Source organism: Rhizobium sp. RU33A (assembly GCF_900156055.1).
GTDB lineage: Bacteria > Pseudomonadota > Alphaproteobacteria > Rhizobiales > Rhizobiaceae > Allorhizobium.
The window spans coordinates 197,392-214,908 of the sequence record NZ_FTMQ01000002.1; the positions used below are offsets into that span (position 1 = coordinate 197,392).

18 protein-coding genes are annotated in these 17,517 nt (G+C 62.0%); 13 read left to right on the forward strand and 5 right to left on the reverse strand.

Features of this window, described 5'->3' with window-relative positions; translation table 11 throughout:
* Nucleotides 1–35: 35 nt before the first annotated feature.
* From BW978_RS06915 to BW978_RS06945, 7 genes are read left to right on the forward strand one after another with little or no spacing between them, the layout of a single operon-like run.
* On the forward strand, nucleotides 36–422 hold the full coding sequence (locus BW978_RS06915) for a RidA family protein (RefSeq protein ID WP_076393559.1): 387 nt from the start codon (nucleotides 36–38) through the stop codon (nucleotides 420–422).
* A 16-nt stretch (nucleotides 423–438) separates the two neighbouring features.
* Complete coding sequence (locus tag BW978_RS06920) at nucleotides 439–1,305, forward strand: MurR/RpiR family transcriptional regulator (RefSeq protein ID WP_076393561.1); 867 nt, start codon at nucleotides 439–441, stop codon at nucleotides 1,303–1,305.
* A 31-nt stretch (nucleotides 1,306–1,336) separates the two neighbouring features.
* Nucleotides 1,337–2,113 carry an SDR family oxidoreductase gene (locus BW978_RS06925; RefSeq protein ID WP_076393563.1) on the forward strand — a complete coding sequence of 259 codons (777 nt, stop codon included), beginning with the start codon at nucleotides 1,337–1,339 and terminating at the stop codon, nucleotides 2,111–2,113.
* 24 nt (nucleotides 2,114–2,137) lie between these two features.
* Entirely contained in the window at nucleotides 2,138–4,069 is a 1,932-nt protein-coding gene (locus BW978_RS06930; RefSeq protein WP_076393565.1) for a beta-N-acetylhexosaminidase, read from the forward strand.
* A 13-nt stretch (nucleotides 4,070–4,082) separates the two neighbouring features.
* Nucleotides 4,083–5,522 (forward strand): M81 family metallopeptidase, encoded by a 1,440-nt coding sequence (locus BW978_RS06935; RefSeq protein WP_076393567.1) that lies wholly within the window; start codon nucleotides 4,083–4,085, stop codon nucleotides 5,520–5,522.
* Nucleotides 5,523–5,581: 59 nt separating this feature from the next.
* A complete protein-coding gene (locus tag BW978_RS06940; RefSeq protein ID WP_076393569.1) occupies nucleotides 5,582–6,793 on the forward strand; it encodes an MFS transporter in 1,212 nt (403 codons plus the stop codon).
* Between the two features lie 9 nt (nucleotides 6,794–6,802).
* Nucleotides 6,803–7,546: a copper homeostasis protein CutC gene (locus tag BW978_RS06945; protein WP_076393571.1), complete on the forward strand. Its 744-nt coding sequence runs from the start codon at nucleotides 6,803–6,805 to the stop codon at nucleotides 7,544–7,546.
* Nucleotides 7,547–7,549: 3 nt separating this feature from the next.
* Here BW978_RS06945 and BW978_RS06950 read toward each other — a convergent pair whose 3' ends face one another.
* Nucleotides 7,550–9,562, reverse strand: a complete 2,013-nt coding sequence (locus BW978_RS06950; protein ID WP_139330378.1) for a putative bifunctional diguanylate cyclase/phosphodiesterase — start codon at nucleotides 9,560–9,562, stop codon at nucleotides 7,550–7,552.
* A gap of 175 nt (nucleotides 9,563–9,737) precedes the next feature.
* On the opposite strand from BW978_RS06950, the gene BW978_RS06955 reads away from it, so the two are divergent.
* Nucleotides 9,738–10,334: a DUF922 domain-containing Zn-dependent protease gene (locus BW978_RS06955; protein WP_348529159.1), complete on the forward strand. Its 597-nt coding sequence runs from the start codon at nucleotides 9,738–9,740 to the stop codon at nucleotides 10,332–10,334.
* Between the two features lie 39 nt (nucleotides 10,335–10,373).
* Here BW978_RS06955 and pcaF read toward each other — a convergent pair whose 3' ends face one another.
* The 3 genes from pcaF to BW978_RS06970 are packed head-to-tail and all read right to left on the reverse strand — an operon-like array spanning nucleotide 10,374 to nucleotide 13,010.
* Entirely contained in the window at nucleotides 10,374–11,579 is a 1,206-nt protein-coding gene (gene pcaF, locus BW978_RS06960) for a 3-oxoadipyl-CoA thiolase (protein WP_076393575.1), read from the reverse strand.
* Nucleotides 11,580–11,589: 10 nt separating this feature from the next.
* Entirely contained in the window at nucleotides 11,590–12,291 is a 702-nt protein-coding gene (locus BW978_RS06965) for a 3-oxoacid CoA-transferase subunit B (RefSeq protein WP_076393577.1), read from the reverse strand.
* A complete protein-coding gene (locus BW978_RS06970; RefSeq protein ID WP_076393579.1) occupies nucleotides 12,288–13,010 on the reverse strand; it encodes a 3-oxoacid CoA-transferase subunit A in 723 nt (240 codons plus the stop codon). Before BW978_RS06970 ends, BW978_RS06965 begins: the two co-directional genes overlap by 4 nt.
* A gap of 142 nt (nucleotides 13,011–13,152) precedes the next feature.
* On the opposite strand from BW978_RS06970, the gene BW978_RS06975 reads away from it, so the two are divergent.
* Nucleotides 13,153–13,908 carry an IclR family transcriptional regulator gene (locus BW978_RS06975; protein ID WP_076394868.1) on the forward strand — a complete coding sequence of 252 codons (756 nt, stop codon included), beginning with the start codon at nucleotides 13,153–13,155 and terminating at the stop codon, nucleotides 13,906–13,908.
* Between the two features lie 3 nt (nucleotides 13,909–13,911).
* Here BW978_RS06975 and pcaQ read toward each other — a convergent pair whose 3' ends face one another.
* Nucleotides 13,912–14,835 (reverse strand): pca operon transcription factor PcaQ, encoded by a 924-nt coding sequence (gene pcaQ / locus BW978_RS06980; RefSeq protein WP_054147872.1) that lies wholly within the window; start codon nucleotides 14,833–14,835, stop codon nucleotides 13,912–13,914.
* 96 nt (nucleotides 14,836–14,931) lie between these two features.
* Between pcaQ and pcaD the strand changes: the two genes are divergently transcribed.
* The 4 genes from pcaD to pcaG are packed head-to-tail and all read left to right on the forward strand — an operon-like array spanning nucleotide 14,932 to nucleotide 17,509.
* Nucleotides 14,932–15,741 (forward strand): 3-oxoadipate enol-lactonase, encoded by an 810-nt coding sequence (pcaD, locus tag BW978_RS06985; RefSeq protein ID WP_076393581.1) that lies wholly within the window; start codon nucleotides 14,932–14,934, stop codon nucleotides 15,739–15,741.
* Complete coding sequence (gene pcaC / locus BW978_RS06990) at nucleotides 15,734–16,153, forward strand: 4-carboxymuconolactone decarboxylase (protein WP_076393583.1); 420 nt, start codon at nucleotides 15,734–15,736, stop codon at nucleotides 16,151–16,153. Before pcaD ends, pcaC begins: the two co-directional genes overlap by 8 nt.
* On the forward strand, nucleotides 16,146–16,895 hold the full coding sequence (gene pcaH / locus BW978_RS06995) for a protocatechuate 3,4-dioxygenase subunit beta (protein WP_076393585.1): 750 nt from the start codon (nucleotides 16,146–16,148) through the stop codon (nucleotides 16,893–16,895). The genes pcaC and pcaH overlap by 8 nt, the downstream gene beginning before the upstream one ends.
* Nucleotides 16,895–17,509 (forward strand): protocatechuate 3,4-dioxygenase subunit alpha, encoded by a 615-nt coding sequence (pcaG, locus tag BW978_RS07000; RefSeq protein ID WP_076393587.1) that lies wholly within the window; start codon nucleotides 16,895–16,897, stop codon nucleotides 17,507–17,509. The genes pcaH and pcaG overlap by 1 nt, the downstream gene beginning before the upstream one ends.
* The last annotated feature ends 8 nt before the right edge of the window (nucleotides 17,510–17,517 follow it).

Consider the following 17,517-nt stretch of genomic DNA (forward strand, 5'->3'; position numbering starts at 1 on the left):
ACGATCGAAGAAAATAATTTGCATGAGAGGTGTCCATGACGATCAAGCGTTACGGGGCCGAGAAGGCGGGTGCCGGTAGCCAGCGGCTGCCGTTTGCCCGGGCTGTCGAGGCCGATGGCTGGCTCTATGTCTCCGGCCAGGTGGCCATGGAAGACGGGGAGATCATCCCGGGCGGCATCATCGAGCAGACCCACAAGACGATCGCCAATGTCATCGCCATTCTGAAAGAGGCGGGCTACGGGCTCGAGCATGTTGTGCGCTGCGGCGTGTGGCTGGATGACCCGCGCGACTTCTGGACCTTCAACAAGATCTACCAGCAGTATTTCGGCGAGCACCCGCCGGCGCGGGCCTGCGTCCAGGCCTCGATGATGGTTGATTGCAAGGTCGAGATCGACTGCGTAGCCTTCAAGCCTTCGAAATAAGAGAGAGGGCAGGGCATTGGATATCTTCGCGCGCATTCAGGAAGAGGCAGGGCAGTTTTCGGCCTCCGAGCAACGCATCGCAGATATCCTGCTCAACTCCTTCGATTTCGCGGTCAATGCCTCGATCATCGAACTGGCGGAGAAGGCAGAGGTATCACCGCCCACGGTGACGCGCTTCTGCCGTCGTCTTGGCTGCCAGAATTTCGCCGATTTCAAGGTGAGCCTCGCGCGCACGGCCTATGTCGGGGTGCGCTATCTCAACCCCGAGGCCCAGAGCACCGAGCCGGCTGATGTGGCCACCGATGTCATCACCAAGGCGCAGAACGCCATGTTCATGGTGCACCGGGCGCTCGATCCCACCGTCCTCGACAAGGTTGCCGACCGGCTGGCGCGGGCGGAAATGGTCTATGCATTTGGTTCGGGTGGCAATTCCTCGATGATATCTGGCGAGATTCATAACCGCCTGTTTCGTCTGGGCTCGCGGGTCACGGCCTCTGCCGATCACAATATACAACTGATGCTGACGGCCGCTGCTCGCTCCAATGACGTTTTGATCGGCTCGTCGTTTTCGGGTCGCAATGCGGAGCTGGTGAAATGCTTCAAGCTCGCCCGCGAGAACGGCATCACCACGATCGCGCTCACCCAGAGCAACAGCCTCGTGGCCGAGGCATCCGAACTCGTCATCGGCATCGACCTGCCGGAAGGCGAAAACATCTTCCGGCCGACCTCGACGCGGTTTGCCTATCTCGCCGTCGTCGACGTGATCGCGAGCCTAGTTGCCTATCGCAATCGCAAGCAGTCGCAAGTGACGCTGCGCCATATCAAGCAACAGCTGGTCGAACACCGCGATGGCGGGGACGATCGGCAACTTCTCGGAGACTGAGCCATGCCCGCATCCATATCGGAGACCTGCCGTGACGCGTAAGGTTGCCGTGGTGACCGGTGCTGCCGGGGATATAGGTCGGGCGATCGCCAGGCGCCTTTCCGACAGTCATGACCTCGTCGTTCTGCTCGATCTGGATTGCCAGGCGCTCGGCCAGGCGATGGTCGAGCTCAATGACGATATCCGCTTCGCCTCGCTGGTCTGCGATGTCACGGACGAGCAGGATCTTGCCGCGACCGTTGCACGCATTTCCACGTTCGGCCTCGTGCATACGCTGGTCAACAATGCCGGTGCGGCGCGGGCCGTGAGCCTCGGCGATACCGATGGCGAGATCTGGCGCAAGGATAATACGCTTAATCTCGAGGCGCCCTTCCTCTGCTTTCGCGCCTTCGAGAATGCGCTGAAGGAAGCCAAGGGTTCTCTCGTCAACATTTCTTCGGTCAATGGCATGGCCGTCTTCGGGCACCCGGCCTATAGCGCGGCCAAGGCGGGGCTCATCCATCTGACCAAGCTGATAGCCGTCGAATACGGGAAATACGGCATCCGCTCCAATGCGGTCGCACCCGGCACTGTGCGCACCCAGGCCTGGGAGGCGCGTGCTGCCGCCAATCCTCAGGTCTTCGAGGAAGCCAAGCGCTGGTACGCCCTGCAGCGGATCGCCACGGCTGAGGACATTGCCAATGCCGTCTTCTTCCTCGCAAGCGACCAAGCTGCTGCCATCACCGGTGTGTGCCTTCCCGTCGACTGCGGGCTGACGGCCGGTCAGGCCGAGCTCGCGCGCACCTTTTCGCAATCCGACAATTATTGACATCAAGAAGCCAGGAGAACCCCCATGGCACCAGCCGTTCAGTTTCGCCTCGAAAACGCGTGGCATCCGGTCGAGGGCGACGCCTGTGGCGCCTTCGTCTTCACGCTGGTCAATCTCTCCGATGTGGCGCTTGCCGATTTCAAGCTTGCCTATACGTCGCTCACGCGCGTCAAAGACACGGAACAGCCGATCCTCGAGAATGCCGTCTTTCTGAAGCGCAACGCCAATTTCCACCAGTTCGCGCCGCCGACAGGCTTCGAGCTGCAGCCGGGTGCTTCCTGGACCTTCCGGGTCGGTGGCCTCTGGCGCCCGGCCAAACACCGGACGGATGGGGCGAAGTCCGCCTACATCACGCTCTCGACCGGCCAGCATGCGGCCGTTGCCGTCGCTGATCTGATGCTGGGTGGTGGTCATAGCGCACCGCCTCCAGCACTCCTGCCCGAGGGCAAGGTGTCCCAGCCCTTTGCCATGCTGCCCTGGCCGGCATCGGCCGACCTGATTGCCGGTGAAGGCTTTCCCGTCGCGCTTTATCCGGCAGAAGGCGCCTCGCTGGTTGAACTGCGCACTGTCGAAAACGTGCTGCGTCTCTTCTGCCGCCTCTTCGCGGTCGGCCATGCGCCGCTGTCGCTGGCGCCGGTGCATCAGGGGCGGGCGATCGCTCTCAAGTCAGACGAGGCGCTCGGTGCCTCCGCCTATTGGCTGGACTTTGCCGCCGATGGTATCACGCTTTCCTATGGCGATGTCGCCGGCCTGCAATATGCGCTGACGTTGCTCTCGCAGATGCTGCACGGTGCGCGCACCCAGCCGGAGACGTTCCGCTTCCCCGCATCAGGCACCATCGCCGACAAGCCGCGCTACGACTGGCGCGGTTGCCATCTCGATGTCTCCCGCCAGTTCTTCCCCGTTGCCGACGTGAAGCGGCTTATCGACATCCTCGCCTGGTTCCGGATGAATACCTTCCACTGGCATCTCTCCGATGATGAAGCCTGGCGTCTGGAAATCAAGGCCTTCCCGCAATTGACGACCCTTGGCGTCTTGCGCGGCCCCGACGAACCGCTGCTGCCGCAGCTCGGCAATGGTGCCGAGCCTGTTGGTGGTTTCTACGCTCAGGACGAGGTCCGGGATATCGTCGCCCATGCGGCCGCTCTTCAGGTCGAGGTGGTGCCGGAGATCGACGTGCCCGGCCATAGCACTGCCATGCTGGTCGCACTGCCGGAGCTGGTCGACGGTCAGGAAGCGCCCGATAGCTATCGCTCGGTGCAGGGCTATCCCAATAACGCGCTGAACCCAGCGATCGAATATACCTACGAGGTGCTGGGCAAGGTCTTCGATGAAATGGTCGAGCTCTTCCCGTCGACGCTGATCCATATCGGCGGCGACGAAGTGGCGGCCAATACCTGGATGGCTTCGCCGCTCGCGCGAAAGCTGATGGAGCAGGAGGGTATCGACGGCACCTTCGGGCTGCAGAGCTATTTCATGAAGCGCATCCAGAAGATGCTGGCCGAGCGCGGCCGCAAGCTCGCCGGCTGGGACGAGGTCAGCCATGGCGGCGGCGTTGATCCAGACGGCACACTGCTGATGGCCTGGCAGAAGCCGGAGGTCGGGCTGGAACTGGCGCGTCAGGGCTATGACGTCGTCATGACGCCGGGCCAGGCCTATTATCTCGACATGGTGCAGGACGAGGCTTTTCAGGAGCCGGGTGCCAGCTGGGCCGGCACCGTGCCGCCGCACCATACCTATACCTATGAGGCGGTCGCCGAGTTTCCGGCAGAACTCGCGGCCCGCATGCGCGGCGTGCAGGCCTGCATCTGGTGCGAACATTTTCTGACCCGCGACTACTTCAACCATCTCGTCTTCCCGCGTCTTCCGGCCATTGCAGAGGCTGCCTGGACGCCGAAGGTCAACAAGGACTGGCTGCGCTTTGCCGCCATCGTCCGTCTGAGCCCCCGCTACTGAGGATTTGAGCCCTATGACCTTCCGCATCGCCGTTGGCGGTATCCACACCGAGTGCTCGACCTCGTCCCCCGTCTTGATGCAGCCCGAAGATTTTCACGTGCTGCGTGGGCCGGATCTGCTGGCGCATGAATATTTCGACTTCCTCGAAGCGGAAGCCGTTGAGCATCTTCCGTTGTTGCATGCGCGTGCGGTTCCCGGTGGGCCCCTGGCGCGCGCTACCTATGAGGGGTTCAAGGCGGAGTTCCTCGAGCGGCTGAAGGCTGCACTGCCCATCGACGGGCTCTATCTCGCCATGCATGGCGCGATGAATGTCGAGGGTATGGACGATGCCGAGGGTGACTGGATTTCGGCAGCCCGTGCTGTTGTCGGATCGGATGTGCCTGTCGCCGCCAGCTACGACCTCCATGGCAATGTCACGCAAAAGATGGTCGATCAGCTGAATATCTTCGCCGGTTATCGCACGGCGCCGCATATCGATGTGCGCGAGACCATGGTTCGGGCCTGGTCAATGCTGGTGCGAGCCCTGAAAACCGGCGAGAAACCGGGCGTTGCCTGGGCGCCGGTGCCGGTTCTCCTGCCCGGCGAACGGACCTCGACCGAGGACGAGCCGGCGAAGAGCCTCTATCTGAAGCTGCCGGAGCACGACACGGTCCCGGGCATCTGGGACGCCAACCTGATGGTGGGCTATGTGTGGGCGGATGAGCCTCGGGGTACGGCCTGTGCTGTCGTCACGGCCGTCGACAAGGCTGCTGCGGAGAAGGTCGCGACTGCCATTGCGCAGTCTTATTGGGATGCGCGTGAAGACTTCCGTTTCGGCCCCGTCACGGGTCCGCTTTCGGAGATGCTGGATATCGCTGAACGCACCGAGACACGGCCGATTATTCTCGCTGATTCCGGCGACAACCCGACCGGTGGTGGCGTGGGCGACCGGGCGGACGTGTTGAAGGCGCTTCTGGCGCGCTCGATCGATGATGTCTTGATAGCCGGCATTACCGACCGACCCGCCGTCGAACGGTGTTTTGCAGCGGGTGCTGGCGCAAGGGTTTCGTTGAAGGTCGGCGGTTCGCTTGATCCGGCAAGCCCTTCCGCCGAGGTCGAGGCGGATGTCGTCTTCCTCGACGATCCCGGCTCTGCTGCCGAACAACAGGCTGTGGTCAAGATCGGTGGTATCACGCTGGTGCTCGCGGCGCGGCGTCGGCCCTATCACAACATCGCGGATTTAACCCGGCTCGGCCTCGACCCGACCAAGGTGCGGCTGCTCGTCGTCAAGTCTGGCTATTTGTCGCCGGAGCTGACGCCGATCGCCAATCCCAACCTGATGGCGCTGACGGACGGCGTGATCAATCAGGATATCGAAAACTTGCCCAGCCACCGCCGCCACCAGCCCAGCTATCCCTTCGTCAAGGATTTCAGATATACGGCAAAGGTGTTCTTCTCGACGCGATTCCCTTGAGACAATGATGTCGGTGCCGCCCTTCCGGCGGCACGATCCCCAACCCGATTGTACCCTTGATGTTGTCCTCCTTTTCGGTGGTCTACCGCCACAAGCCGATCCGGGTCAGTGCGGCCGCGATCTTCTTCTTCGGCTTCTCTGGCGCCGCGACGTCGCCTTACATGTCGCTGATCGGCATCCGTGAACTCGGGCTGTCGGACGCCGTCTATTCCGTGCTGATCTTCCTGGCGGCGGTGGTCAACGTCAGCGCCAGTGTGACCGCCGGCATCATCGCGGACCGGCTCGGCCATTTCCGCTCGCCGATGATCCTGGCCGCGATTTTTGGCATCGTCGGCTTCGGGCTCGTTTATGTGGTGCCGACGCCGGTCATGTTTGCGATCGCGACGCTGGTGCTGATCCCGGTGTTCGGCACGATCAATTCGCTGATCTTCGCCAATATCCGGGCGGTTTCCTCCGGCATGGCGGTTCGCGAGCTAATGGCGGTGAATTCTGCCGTGCGGGCCATTCTGTCGGCCTCCTGGGTGCTGGTTCCCGGGATCGTCGGTGCTCTTCTGATCGGACAGCCGAGCATGTTGCCGGCCTTCCTGCTGGCGAGCCTGGCCTGTGTCGTCTGCCTCCTGCTCTTCGTCTTCGGGCTCGATCGCCTGCCGCCGGTGCAGGAGGGAGAGCGGCAGCACTATTCCTTCTTCCGCTCCATCCGGCAGATCGGCTCGGCAAGCGTCCTGCCAAGACTGCTGGCGATCTCGTTGATCTCTGCCATGCTGCATGCCAATGGCACAGTCCTGCCCTTGATCGTCACCGGCAAGGCCGGCGGCACACCGGCGGATGTCGGCGTGATCGTCGGTATCGTCGCCTTTCTCGAGATCATCTTCATCCTGTTCTGGGGATGGGTGGAGGCTAGAACCTCCATCCTCTTCGCGATGGTCACGGCGGCGCTGATCTATTGCAGCTATCTCGTCTTCCTCGGTCTCGCTGACCGCCCGATGGACGTCTATCTGCTGACTGTCGTTGCAGGCCTTGGAGCGGCAGGCATCATCGCGATCCCGATTACCTATCTGCAGAACCTGATCGCCGATCGGGCGGGTCTTGGCAGCTCGCTGATTGCGGTCAACATCTTCTTGAGCGGTGGCATGGCCTCGCTGATGTTTGCCCTTGGCACGAGCATCAGCGACTATGCAGGCACGGCGATCATCGCGTCGATTGCGGGCTTCGTGGGTGTCGGTCTCTTGTGGGTGCTCGATAGGACGCCTCGCGTGAAGATGGAAGGTTGAGGGAGGAGCATGGTGATATCTCGGGAGGAAACCGGACCGCTGCTCGAAATCTGCGTCGATGACGTTGCAGGTCTTGAGGCTGCCATTGTCGGTGGGGCCGACCGTATCGAGCTTTGCTCGGCTCTCGGTTCGGGTGGCCTGACACCGTCTCGTGGGTTCATGGCCATCGCTGCAAATGTACCGATCCCCGTCCATGCGCTGATCCGTCCGCGCGCCGGAGACTTCACCTATTCCGAGACCGAAATCTCGGTCATGGAGTCCGATATAGCCGCCGCGCGCGAAGCGGGGCTCGCCGGTGTGGTGATCGGTGCGACCACCGCCGAAGCGACGCTCGATGTCGACGTCATACGACGGCTTGCAAGAGTTGCGGAAGGGCTCGACTTAACGCTTCACCGGGCAATCGATGTGGTCGCGGACATGGGCGCGGCGCTTGATCTGGCAATCTCGCTCGGCTTTTCGCGAATCCTGACATCCGGAGGCGCTCGGCACGCTGAAGAGGGGATCGAAACGCTCGCAAGGCTGGCGAGCCGAAGCGCTGGCCGCATCTCCATCATGCCGGGAGGCGGAGTCCGGCCGCAAAATGCGTCACGTCTGTTGGCGGTGCCCGGAATTCGGGAGCTGCATGCCTCGTGCAGTCAGGCGGCCGCCAGTGAGGCGCATCTGGTCGAACTTGGCTTTGCCACGGAAACCTCGCGGCGGACGGATGCAGACACCGTGCGTGCCCTGAAGGCGCTGATGCGCGGCGGCCTCTAGTCTTCAGGAGGCGAGGGCCTGAGCGTCCTGGAGGGCGAGCCGCTTCAACGTCTCTTCCGCTGTCATAGGTTTCCCGAAGTAAAAACCCTGGACTGCCCGAACACCGAGATTCTCGAGGATGCGCAGTTCCTCTTCGGTCTCGACCCCCTCGACGATCGCCTCCAGTTCCATCTCGGCGCAGAGCGCCAGCACGGACTTGACGATGTTGAAGCTCGTCTTGCGGTTATGGATATTGCGCACGAAGCTCCCGTCGATCTTGATCTTGGTGAGCGGCAGCTTGTGCACGTGGTTCAAGCTCGAGTAACCGGTGCCGAAGTCATCCAGCGAGATGCCGGCGCCGAGTTCGCGCAGCATCTGGATCGAGGCGCTCGCCTGCTCGAAGTCGTGCATGACGGCGGTTTCGGTGATCTCGAAGTTGATGCGACGTGGGTCGAAATTGCTCTTCAGGACGATCGAGACGATCTTCAACGTGTTCTCAGGTGACGTCAGATCGTGCGGAGAAAGGTTGAAGGAGAGATAGACATTGTCGGGCCAGAGCGCGGCTGTTTTCAGTGCACGCTTCAGCAGCATGCGGGTCATCAGCGTTATGCGCCCGTTATGCTCCGCCACGGGTATGAATTCTGCCGGAGAAACCTGGCCGATGCGCGGGCTTTGCCAGCGGGCGAGGGCTTCGAAACCGATGCAGACGCGCCGGTCGACGCAGGTGATCGGCTGGTAGACGAGCGACAATTCCTTGTCGAGATCCGCTGCGACCAGCGCCTCCTCGACGATCTTCTGCCGGTTGAGTTCGTTCGCCTGGACCGCGTTGAAGATGACCGTGCCGGCCCGATGACGACGTTTGGCGGTGTAGAGGGCGTAGTCGGCGAGTTCGTAGATCTCCTGGCCCGTCTCGCCCACGTCCGGATAGAGGGCGAAACCGACCGAGCCGGTCACCTGCACCATGCCGCTGCCGATGTTGATGCGTTCGGCGATCAGTTCGCAGACCTTCTCGCCCAGCGCCATGGCGTCGCCCTCGGCCACGTCGCCCTGCAGCAGAAGACCGAATTCGTCGCCGCCGAGACGGTAGACCGATAGTCGCTCGTCCGTGATCGTCGACAGGCGGTTGCTGATCTCGATGAGCACCTTGTCACCGGCCGAGTGACCGTAGAGATCGTTGACGGGCTTGAAGCCGTCAAGATCGATAACACCCACAGCAAGCCTGCCATTGCTGCTGCTGGCGCGGCTGAAGGCCGTTTCGAGCATATGGAAGAAGCTGCGGCGGTTGGCGAGCAGGGTCAGGCTGTCGAGATTGGCGAGGCGCAGGTTCTCGTCCGAAAGCGCCTGCATCGCCTTGTTCTGCTCCTGGAGGGCGTGCTGCTGCAGCATCAGGACGTTTCGGGATTCGTGCAGTTGGCGAAAGTCGCGGTAGTGGGAGACGAGGATCATGATCATCGCCATCGTCACCAGAATGACATTCACGCCGGTTGCAATGAAGGTCGGTTCTCCCGACAGGAGCATGACCACGAAAAAGGGCAGGTTGACCGTGACCGTGACGATCAGGGCTGCCGACCTCAGATGCATCAGGCAGAAGATGCAGCCAATGACGGTGATCGCCATGAAGAAGGCGACGTGGGCCTTCTGGTATGGATCGCCATAGGGCAGAAGCGAGACCGACCAGGCAGTGCAGAACACCGCGATCGGAAAAGACAGGATGTTCGTCGCCTTGAGCTGGCGATAGGCCTGTTCCGGCGTGCGCTCACGCTTGCGCCCGCGCAGCCATATGAGCGAACGCAGCGCAAAAAGCGTGGTGAGGACGGCAGGCAGGTAGACAACGAGATAGTCGGGCGCCGCACCCTGGTGTGTCCAGGCCAGCGAGACCATGTTGGTCGCGAGAATAAAATACAGAAGCGGGACTTGCTTCGAAAACGCTTCGAACTGAGCCGCGGTCAGCGCAGGATTGCCGTTCGGAACCTTGAGCAGGTCGAGCCAGCGTCCTGCACGTGTCTGGATGCCCTGTGTCGTCCCCTTGTTATCCACGCCTTCAGCTTCTCCTCGTCGCCTCAAGTTGAAAAACCTATATGAGATTCCGTTAAAATTACGGAAATTGCAGACTATCAATTTGTGGCGATGCGGCGCGCTTCTGGCAGATGATCGTTGCAGTTCCTTGGCGCCACAGATATCAGGATGGCCGATCCAGGGAGCTTTTTTGACCGTGACAGCAAGACTTCATGCGTTCGTCGGCCTTTTCGTCCTTATCAGTGCAGCGATACCGGCCGCCGCTCAGGAATGGCAGGCGACGGAGAAGGTCGATCATTATAAGGTCAATGGTGGATCGCCGATGGCGCTCTACCAGTCGATCGGCGAGCGCGGACCCAAGCTCAGCCTTGGTCGCGTGATCGCCCATACCACCTTCAAGCTCACCTGGCAGCGGGACTATCAGCAGCAGGGGCAGGCTTGTGTGCTCGCAACGGCGAAGCCGAGACTGATCATTACGTACACGTTGCCGAAGCCCGCTCAGAAGCTTTCACCAGAGGTGGCGGCGAAGTGGGAAGCTTTCTACGACGGGATCGTCGAGCATGAGAAACTGCATGGGCAGTTCATGAAGGACCTCACCCAGAATATTCAGGATGTGTCGATCGGCCTGCGTGATGAAAACGATCCGGGCTGCAAGAAGGTGCGGGCGGCGTTGCAGGCCCAGTTGAAGCCGATATCGGATGCGCATGTGGCGCGTCACAGCGAATATGATCAGGTCGAGATGTCACCGGGAGGTGCTGTGCATCAGCTGATCCTGGCTTTCCTCAATCCCTGAACTGAAAAGGCGCCCTCGTGGGGCGCCTTCAATCTTGTGTCAGGCTCGTTCTAGGGCGATTGCGATGCCCTGGCCGACGCCGATGCACATGGTGGAGAGCGCATAGCGCCCGCCCGTTTCTTTCAGCTCCAGCGCGGCGGTGCCGGCAATGCGTGCGCCCGACATGCCGAGTGGATGGCCAAGCGCGATGGCGCCGCCATTGCGATTGACGCGCTGGTCGTCGTCGGCGATGCCGAGATCGCGGAGCGTGGCGATGCCCTGGCTGGCAAAGGCCTCATTGAGTTCGATGACGTCGATCTGCTGCTGCGTCAGGCCGAGACGGGCGAGCAGCTTCTTCGAGGCCGGGGCCGGGCCGAAGCCCATGATGCGCGGCGGAACGCCTGCCGTCGCACCACCCAAAATGCGGGCGATGGGGTTGAGGCCGTATTTCTTCACGGCGGCTTCCGAGGCGATGATCAGGGCGGCGGCACCGTCATTGACGCCGGATGCGTTGCCGGCGGTGACGCTGGCGCCTTCCATCTTGTTGACCGGCTTCAGCTTTGCGAGCGCCTCGACAGAGGTTGCGCGCGGGTGCTCGTCGCGGTCGACGATGACAGGATCGCCCTTGCGTTGGGGTACGCTGACGGGGGTGATTTCCTTGGCCAGTCGGCCATTGGCTTGCGCTTCCGCCGCCTTGGCCTGGCTGCGCACGGCAAAGGCGTCCTGGTCTTCACGCGAGACCTTGAAATCGATTGCCACGTTGTCGCCGGTCTCCGGCATGGAATCGACGCCGTACTGCTTCTTCATCAGCGGGTTGACGAAGCGCCAGCCGATGGTGGTGTCGTAGATCTCGGCATTGCGCGAGAAGGCGGTTTCCGCCTTGGGCATGACAAAGGGTGCGCGGCTCATGCTTTCGACGCCGCCAGCAATCATCAACTCGGCTTCCCCAGCCTTGATGGCTCGCGCTGCGGTGATCACGGCATCCATGCCAGAGCCGCAGAGGCGGTTGATCGTGGTGCCAGTGACGGAGACGGGCAGACCCGCCAGCAGGGCGGACATGCGGGCGACATTGCGATTGTCTTCGCCGGCCTGGTTGGAGCAGCCGAAGATTACGTCCTCGACGGCTTCCCAGTCGATGCCGGCATGGCGCTCCATCAGCGCTTTCAGCGGCACGGCGCCGAGATCATCGGCGCGGACGGAGGAGAGCGAACCGCCGAAACGGCCGATGGGCGTGCGGATGTAATCGCAGATAAAGGCTTCGGTCATCTTGATGTCCTCACAGGGCCGGGACGACGAGGTCGGCGACCTGACCGTCCGTGTGGAGCTTGGCCCCGGTCATGGCCTGCAGCTCGTCCATGGTCATGGCGGCGAGCTTTTCACGCACGACGAAGCGGCCGTCGACGATGTCGATCACCGCATGGCTCGTATAGACGCGGGTGATGCAGCCGACGCCGGTCAGCGGGAAGCTGCAGCGCTCGACGAGCTTCGGCTTGCCGTCCTTGGTGACGTGTTCGGTGATGACCACGACCTGCTTTGCGCCATGCACCAGATCCATGGCGCCGCCGACGGCCGGAACGCCCTTGGAGCCAACGCGCCAGTTGGCGAGGTCACCGTTTTCCGCGACCTGATAGGCCCCGAGAATTGCGACGTCGAGATGGCCGCCACGGACCATGGCGAAGCTGTCGGCGTGATGGAAGAAGGCAGCCCCCGGCTTCAGCGTCACGGCCTTCTTGCCGGCATTGATAAGGTCCCAGTCTTCCTCGCCGGCGGCAGGCGCTTCACCGAAGTTCAGCACGCCGTTTTCGGTATGGAAGATCGCTTCGCGTCCCTCGGGCTGGAACTTGGCCACCATTTCCGGGAAGCCGATGCCGAGGTTCACATAGGCGCCGTCCTCAATGTCCTGGGCGGCGCGCCAGGCGATCTGGGCGTTGGAGAGCTTGATGTCTTCGCGGGTGTCGATTGCAGGTGCGTCGGTCATGCGTAGGCCACTCCGGCTCGGATGAGCTCTTCTTCCTGTTGCGGGTTGGCGATTTCAACGACGCCATCGACAAAGATGCCGGGGGTGATCACCTGTTCGGGATCGATCTCGCCAGGGGCGACGATCTTCGAGACCTGGGCGATGGTCTTGGCGGCTGCCATGCACATTAGCGGATTGAAGTTGCGGCCGGCCATCCGGTAGGTGAGGTTGCCATGCGTATCGCCGAGATGCGCCTTGACGATGGCGAAGTCGGCCTTCAGCCAGCGCTCCTGGACATATTTGCGGCCATCGAACTCGGCGATGACCTTGCCATTGGCGAGCTCCGTGCCGAAGCTTGTCGGCGTATAGAAAGCCGGGATGCCGGCGCCGCCGGCGCGGATGCGCTCGGCCAACGTGCCCTGCGGCACGAGTTCCAGCTCGATCTCGCCAGCCAGATAGCGGTCGGTGAAGGCGCGGGGGTCGGAGGAGCGCGGGAAGGAGCAGATCATCTTCTTCACCATGCCGGCATCGATCATTGCGGCAATGCCGATGCGACCGTTGCCGGCATTGTTGTTGATGACCGTCAGGTTCTTCGGGCTCCCCGTCTCCCTGAATTTGTCGATCAGTGCGTGAATGAGCTCGATCGGTGCGCCGGAACCGCCGAAGCCTCCGATCATGACGGTTGCGCCATCGCCGATCCCGGCCACGGCATCCGCCAGGCTTGCAATTGTCTTGTCCATGGGAACTCCCGTTTCCTCGAGCGCGGTCTGACCGCTTTCTCCTGTCGCCAAATATGACCTTGAAAACATCGACAGCAAGCATTTTGTGCGATATTTGATATTTGTTCGATTATCGCACGAGTGTGGATGGTGGGTTATGGCGATCGGTGAGCGCGATCTGATGGGTGGTTTCGCCAAGGGCTTGAAGGTGCTGGAGGCTTTCGGGCCAGAGCGCCAGCGGCTCAGCATCACCGAGGCGGCCGAAACCAGCGGTCTCGACAGAGCAACGGCGCGGCGCTGCCTGTTGACGCTCGCGGAGCTCGGTTATGCTGACTATGACGGCAAGTTCTTCTCGCTGACGCCGAAGATTCTCCGGGTCGGTCATGCCTGGCTTTCGGCGACGCCGCTGCCGGTGCTGCTGCAGCCGCATCTCGACCAGTTGTCGGAGCGGGTCGGACATAGCGCCTCGGCCTCGATCCTAGACAATACCGAGATCGTCTACATCGCCCGCGCTGCGCAAAAGCGGGTCATGTCGATCAATCTGATGCCGGGGTCGCGGCTGCCGGCCTATAGCGCGTCGATGGGCCGGGTGCTGCTGGCGGCGCTCTCGGATGCCGAGGTTGATGAAATTCTGGCAGCGACGCAGCTGAAAGCGCATACGCCGCGAACGCTGACCGATCCTCGTTTGCTGAAAGAGGAAATCGCCAAGGTGCGGCAGCAGGGCTATGCCGTGATCGACCAGGAGCTTGAGATCGGTCTCTGTTCCATCGCTGTGCCCATCAGCAACGACCGGGGCCGTGTGGTGGTCGCCATCAATGTCGGCGCGCCGGCTGCAATTCTGCCCGCCGTCGATCTGCCGGCCCATTGCCTGCCCGCGATGCTGGAGATGCAGGCAAGGCTCAAACCGCTGCTGCCCTGAGCGTCAGGCTTTTGCCGCTTCTGTTGCTGCCTCACGGATCGTGCGCATCAGAAGCGCCAGCGGCATGGAGGGGACGGCATCTGCCCGAACCGTCAGACCGACCGGCCCCTTCGTTTCGCTGGTGTCGATCGGCAGGGCCGCTAGGGTGCCGTCGGCGAGGTCGGTTGCCACGACGCCAGCGGAGATGATCCAAACGGCATCCGTCTGGCGCACGAAGGCGCGGCCGAAGCTGTCGGACACCGTTTCGATCTGGGTGGGTATGCCGGAGATGCCGTTCGCGATCAGGAAGCGCTCGACGAAGGGGCGGATGATCGAGGCCCGTGTGGGCATCAGTACGGGATAGCGCTCCAGCTCGCCGAACAGGTCGGAGCCGGCCAAGAGGAGCGGATGTCCGGCGCGGACGCAGAAGATGACCTGCTCTGAGTAAAGATGCTCGAAGGAGAAGCCGGTCATCTGTTCGGGGGCGGCGAGACGACCGACGACGAGGTCGAGATCGCCGACCCGCAGCTGTTCGAGCAGAACGGCGTTTTCGCCGGTCACGATCTTGATGCGGGCTGGCACGTCCTCCTTGAGGAACAAGGTCATGGCCTGTGGCATGATGCGGGTGGAGACGGTCGGCAGGGCGCCGATCCGGATCGGCGGGGCGTCGGCGTGCAATGCATGGGAGACGGAATCGAAACCCTGGCGGAGCGCGGTGAGTGCTGCACCTGCATGCTTGAGGAAGGCTTCGCCATAGCGGGTGATGCGGATGCCGCGTCCGTCCTTTTCAAACACCGCGACGCCCAGTACTTCCTCCAGTTCCCGGATGGTCTTGGTCACCGCAGGCTGGCTGACATGCAGGAGTTCCGCCGCCTTCATCACGCTCTTCTGGCGCGACACCTCCACGAAGGTCTGAAGATGGCGAAACTTGATGCGGTTATCGATCATGGGAAAACATAACCCTATGGTTAGGTGTTTCGTGGAAAACATCATTTTACCTAACCAAATCGCGTGAGCAATATGGTGTCAACGGAGGAGGAACCCGTGCAGTTCGTTCAGGTCAACGGCGTCAGCCTGCATCACCAGATCATTGGTGGGCCGGGCAACAAGCCGGTCATCGTCTTCATCAATTCGCTCGGAACCGATTTCCGCATCTGGCGCGACGTGATTGTCCGGCTTGCCGGTAGCTATCCGCTGCTGACCTATGACAAGCGCGGGCATGGGCTCTCGGATGTCGGGCAGGCGCCGTATTCGATTGAGGACCATGTCGACGATCTGATCGGCCTGCTCCAGCATCTCAAGGTCAGCAATGCCGTGATCTGCGGGCTCTCTGTTGGCGGTCTCATTGCGCAAGGGCTCTATGCGCGTCGGCCTGATCTGGTGAAGGCGCTTCTCCTCTGCGACACGGCCCACAAGATCGGAACGGCGGAGATGTGGGCTGCCCGCATTGCAGCCATCGAGGAGGTCGGTCTTGCTGGCATCGTCGATGGCGTCATGGAGCGCTGGTTCACACCGGCCTTCCGCAACAGCGATCCCGCCTTCCTCGGCTATCGCAACATGATGCTCCGCCAGCCGGTCGACGGCTACATCGGCACATGTGCTGCGATCCGCGATGCCGATTTTACTGCAGCTGCCGGTCGGATCGCTGTTCCCACGCTCTGCGTCGTTGGTGATCAGGATGGGGCAACGCCACCCCATCTCGTGCTGTCGCTTGCCAGGCTCGTGCCCGGCGCGCGCTACGAAGTCATCAAGGACGCTGGACACATTCCCTGTGTCGAGCAACCGGAAATGCTCACCAACATTATCGAGGCCTTTCTCGCGCCCGTCATTTCAGGAGAGGCAGCCCATGGCTGATGCCCGCAGTCCTTCAGATCGCTATCGACAGGGTATGGCGACCCGCCGCCGTGTGCTGGGCGATGCCCATGTCGATCGCGCCTCGGCCTCGGCCACGCCGTTTGATCAGCCGTTTCAGGAAATGATCACCGAGGGGGCCTGGGGCACCGTCTGGTCGCGTCCCGGCATCAGCGCGCGCGAACGCTCTATGATCACGATCGCCCTGCTCGCAGCCCTCGGCCACGACGAGGAAGTCGCCATGCATGTGCGCGCCACCGCCAATACCGGGGCGAGCCGCGAGGATATCACCGAAGCGCTTATGCATGTCGCGGTCTATGCAGGCGTTCCCGCCGCCAACAGGGCTTTCAAGATCGCCAAGCACGTGTTTGATAAGCTGGATGCCGGCGAGACCGGGGGAGGGAGCCATGACTGATCTTTCGAACAAGAAGCCGGAAACGGGCGCCTTCTTCGCGCGCGATCGCAACTTGCATCCGCCGGCCTACACCCCGACCTACAAAACCTCTGTCCTGCGCTCGCCGCAGAAGGCGTTGCTGTCGCTCGACGGCACAAAGTCCGAGATCACCGGTCCGGTCTTCGGTCATTCCATTCTGGGTGAGCTCGACAACGACCTGATCAACAATTTTGCCAAGCCCGGCGAAAGCGCGATCGGCGAGCGGATCATCGTGCATGGCCGCGTGCTGGACGAGCGGGGACGGCCGGTTCCGGGCGCGCTGCTCGAATTCTGGCAGGCCAATGCCGGCGGTCGCTATCGGCACAAGAAGGAAAGCTATCTGGCAGCGCTCGATCCGAATTTCGGTGGCTGCGGGCGCACGATCACCGACGAGAACGGCTACTATGCTTTCCGCACCATCAAGCCCGGTCCCTATCCCTGGCCGAATGGTGTCAACGACTGGCGGCCCGCACACATCCATTTCTCGATCTTCGGCCATGGCTTCTCGCAGCGCCTGATCACCCAGATGTATTTCGAAGGCGATCCGATGATCTGGAAGTGTCCGATCGTGCTGACGATCCCGGATCGTGCGGCGATCGAGCAATTGGTCGCGGCCCTCGACTGGTCGGCGACCATCCCGATGGATGCGCGGGCCTACAAGTTCGACATGGTGTTGCGCGGACGGCGTTCGACCCTGTTTGAAAACCGGATGGAGGGGAACTGATGGTCCAGGATCTCGGCTACCTCAAGGAAAGCGCTTCGCAGACGGCGGGCCCTTACGTTCACATCGGCCTCACGCCGAACTTCGCCGACATCAAGGGCGTCTATCCTGTCGATCTCGGCACCAGCATGGTCAACGACAATACGCGCGGCGAGCGGATCACGATCACCGGTCGCGTCATTGATGGCTCCGGCACGCCGCTCAAGGATGCGCTGATCGAAATCTGGCAGGCGGATGCCGAGGGGATTTACAACAGCCCTTCGGAAACGCGTGGCAGTGCCGATCCGAACTTCACCGGCTGGGGGCGCTGCCCCTGTGATCTCTCGACCGGCGAATATCGCTTCGAGACGATCAAGCCTGGTCGCGTGCCGTTCCGGGATGGACGCCTCATGGCGCCGCATATCTCCTTTTGGATCGTCGCGCGCGGCATCAATCTCGGCCTCAACACGCGTCTCTATTTCGGCGACGAAGTGGCAGCCAATGCCGAGGACCCGATCCTGACACGCATCGAGCACCGGGTGCGGGTGCCGACGCTGATTGCGCAGCGTGACGGTTCGACCTATCACTTCGACATCCACCTGCAGGGTGAGAAGGAGACGGTCTTCTTCGACATCTGAGAAGGGCC

Excerpts from the sequence above, each read along its gene's own strand:
- BW978_RS06945 (WP_076393571.1), top strand. The coding sequence starts at position 6,803 with ATGGTGATATCTCGGGAGGAAACCGGACCGCTGCTCGAAATCTGCGTC.
- pcaH (WP_076393585.1), top strand. The coding sequence starts at position 16,146 with ATGACTGATCTTTCGAACAAGAAGCCGGAAACGGGCGCCTTCTTCGCG.
- BW978_RS06930 (WP_076393565.1), top strand. The coding sequence starts at position 2,138 with ATGGCACCAGCCGTTCAGTTTCGCCTCGAAAACGCGTGGCATCCGGTC.
- pcaC (WP_076393583.1), top strand. The coding sequence starts at position 15,734 with ATGGCTGATGCCCGCAGTCCTTCAGATCGCTATCGACAGGGTATGGCG.
- BW978_RS06935 (WP_076393567.1), top strand. The coding sequence starts at position 4,083 with ATGACCTTCCGCATCGCCGTTGGCGGTATCCACACCGAGTGCTCGACC.
- pcaF (WP_076393575.1), bottom strand. The coding sequence starts at position 11,579 with ATGACCGAAGCCTTTATCTGCGATTACATCCGCACGCCCATCGGCCGT.
- BW978_RS06970 (WP_076393579.1), bottom strand. The coding sequence starts at position 13,010 with ATGGACAAGACAATTGCAAGCCTGGCGGATGCCGTGGCCGGGATCGGC.
- BW978_RS06940 (WP_076393569.1), top strand. The coding sequence starts at position 5,582 with ATGTTGTCCTCCTTTTCGGTGGTCTACCGCCACAAGCCGATCCGGGTC.
- pcaQ (WP_054147872.1), bottom strand. The coding sequence starts at position 14,835 with ATGATCGATAACCGCATCAAGTTTCGCCATCTTCAGACCTTCGTGGAG.
- BW978_RS06915 (WP_076393559.1), top strand. The coding sequence starts at position 36 with ATGACGATCAAGCGTTACGGGGCCGAGAAGGCGGGTGCCGGTAGCCAG.
- pcaG (WP_076393587.1), top strand. The coding sequence starts at position 16,895 with ATGGTCCAGGATCTCGGCTACCTCAAGGAAAGCGCTTCGCAGACGGCG.
- BW978_RS06965 (WP_076393577.1), bottom strand. The coding sequence starts at position 12,291 with ATGACCGACGCACCTGCAATCGACACCCGCGAAGACATCAAGCTCTCC.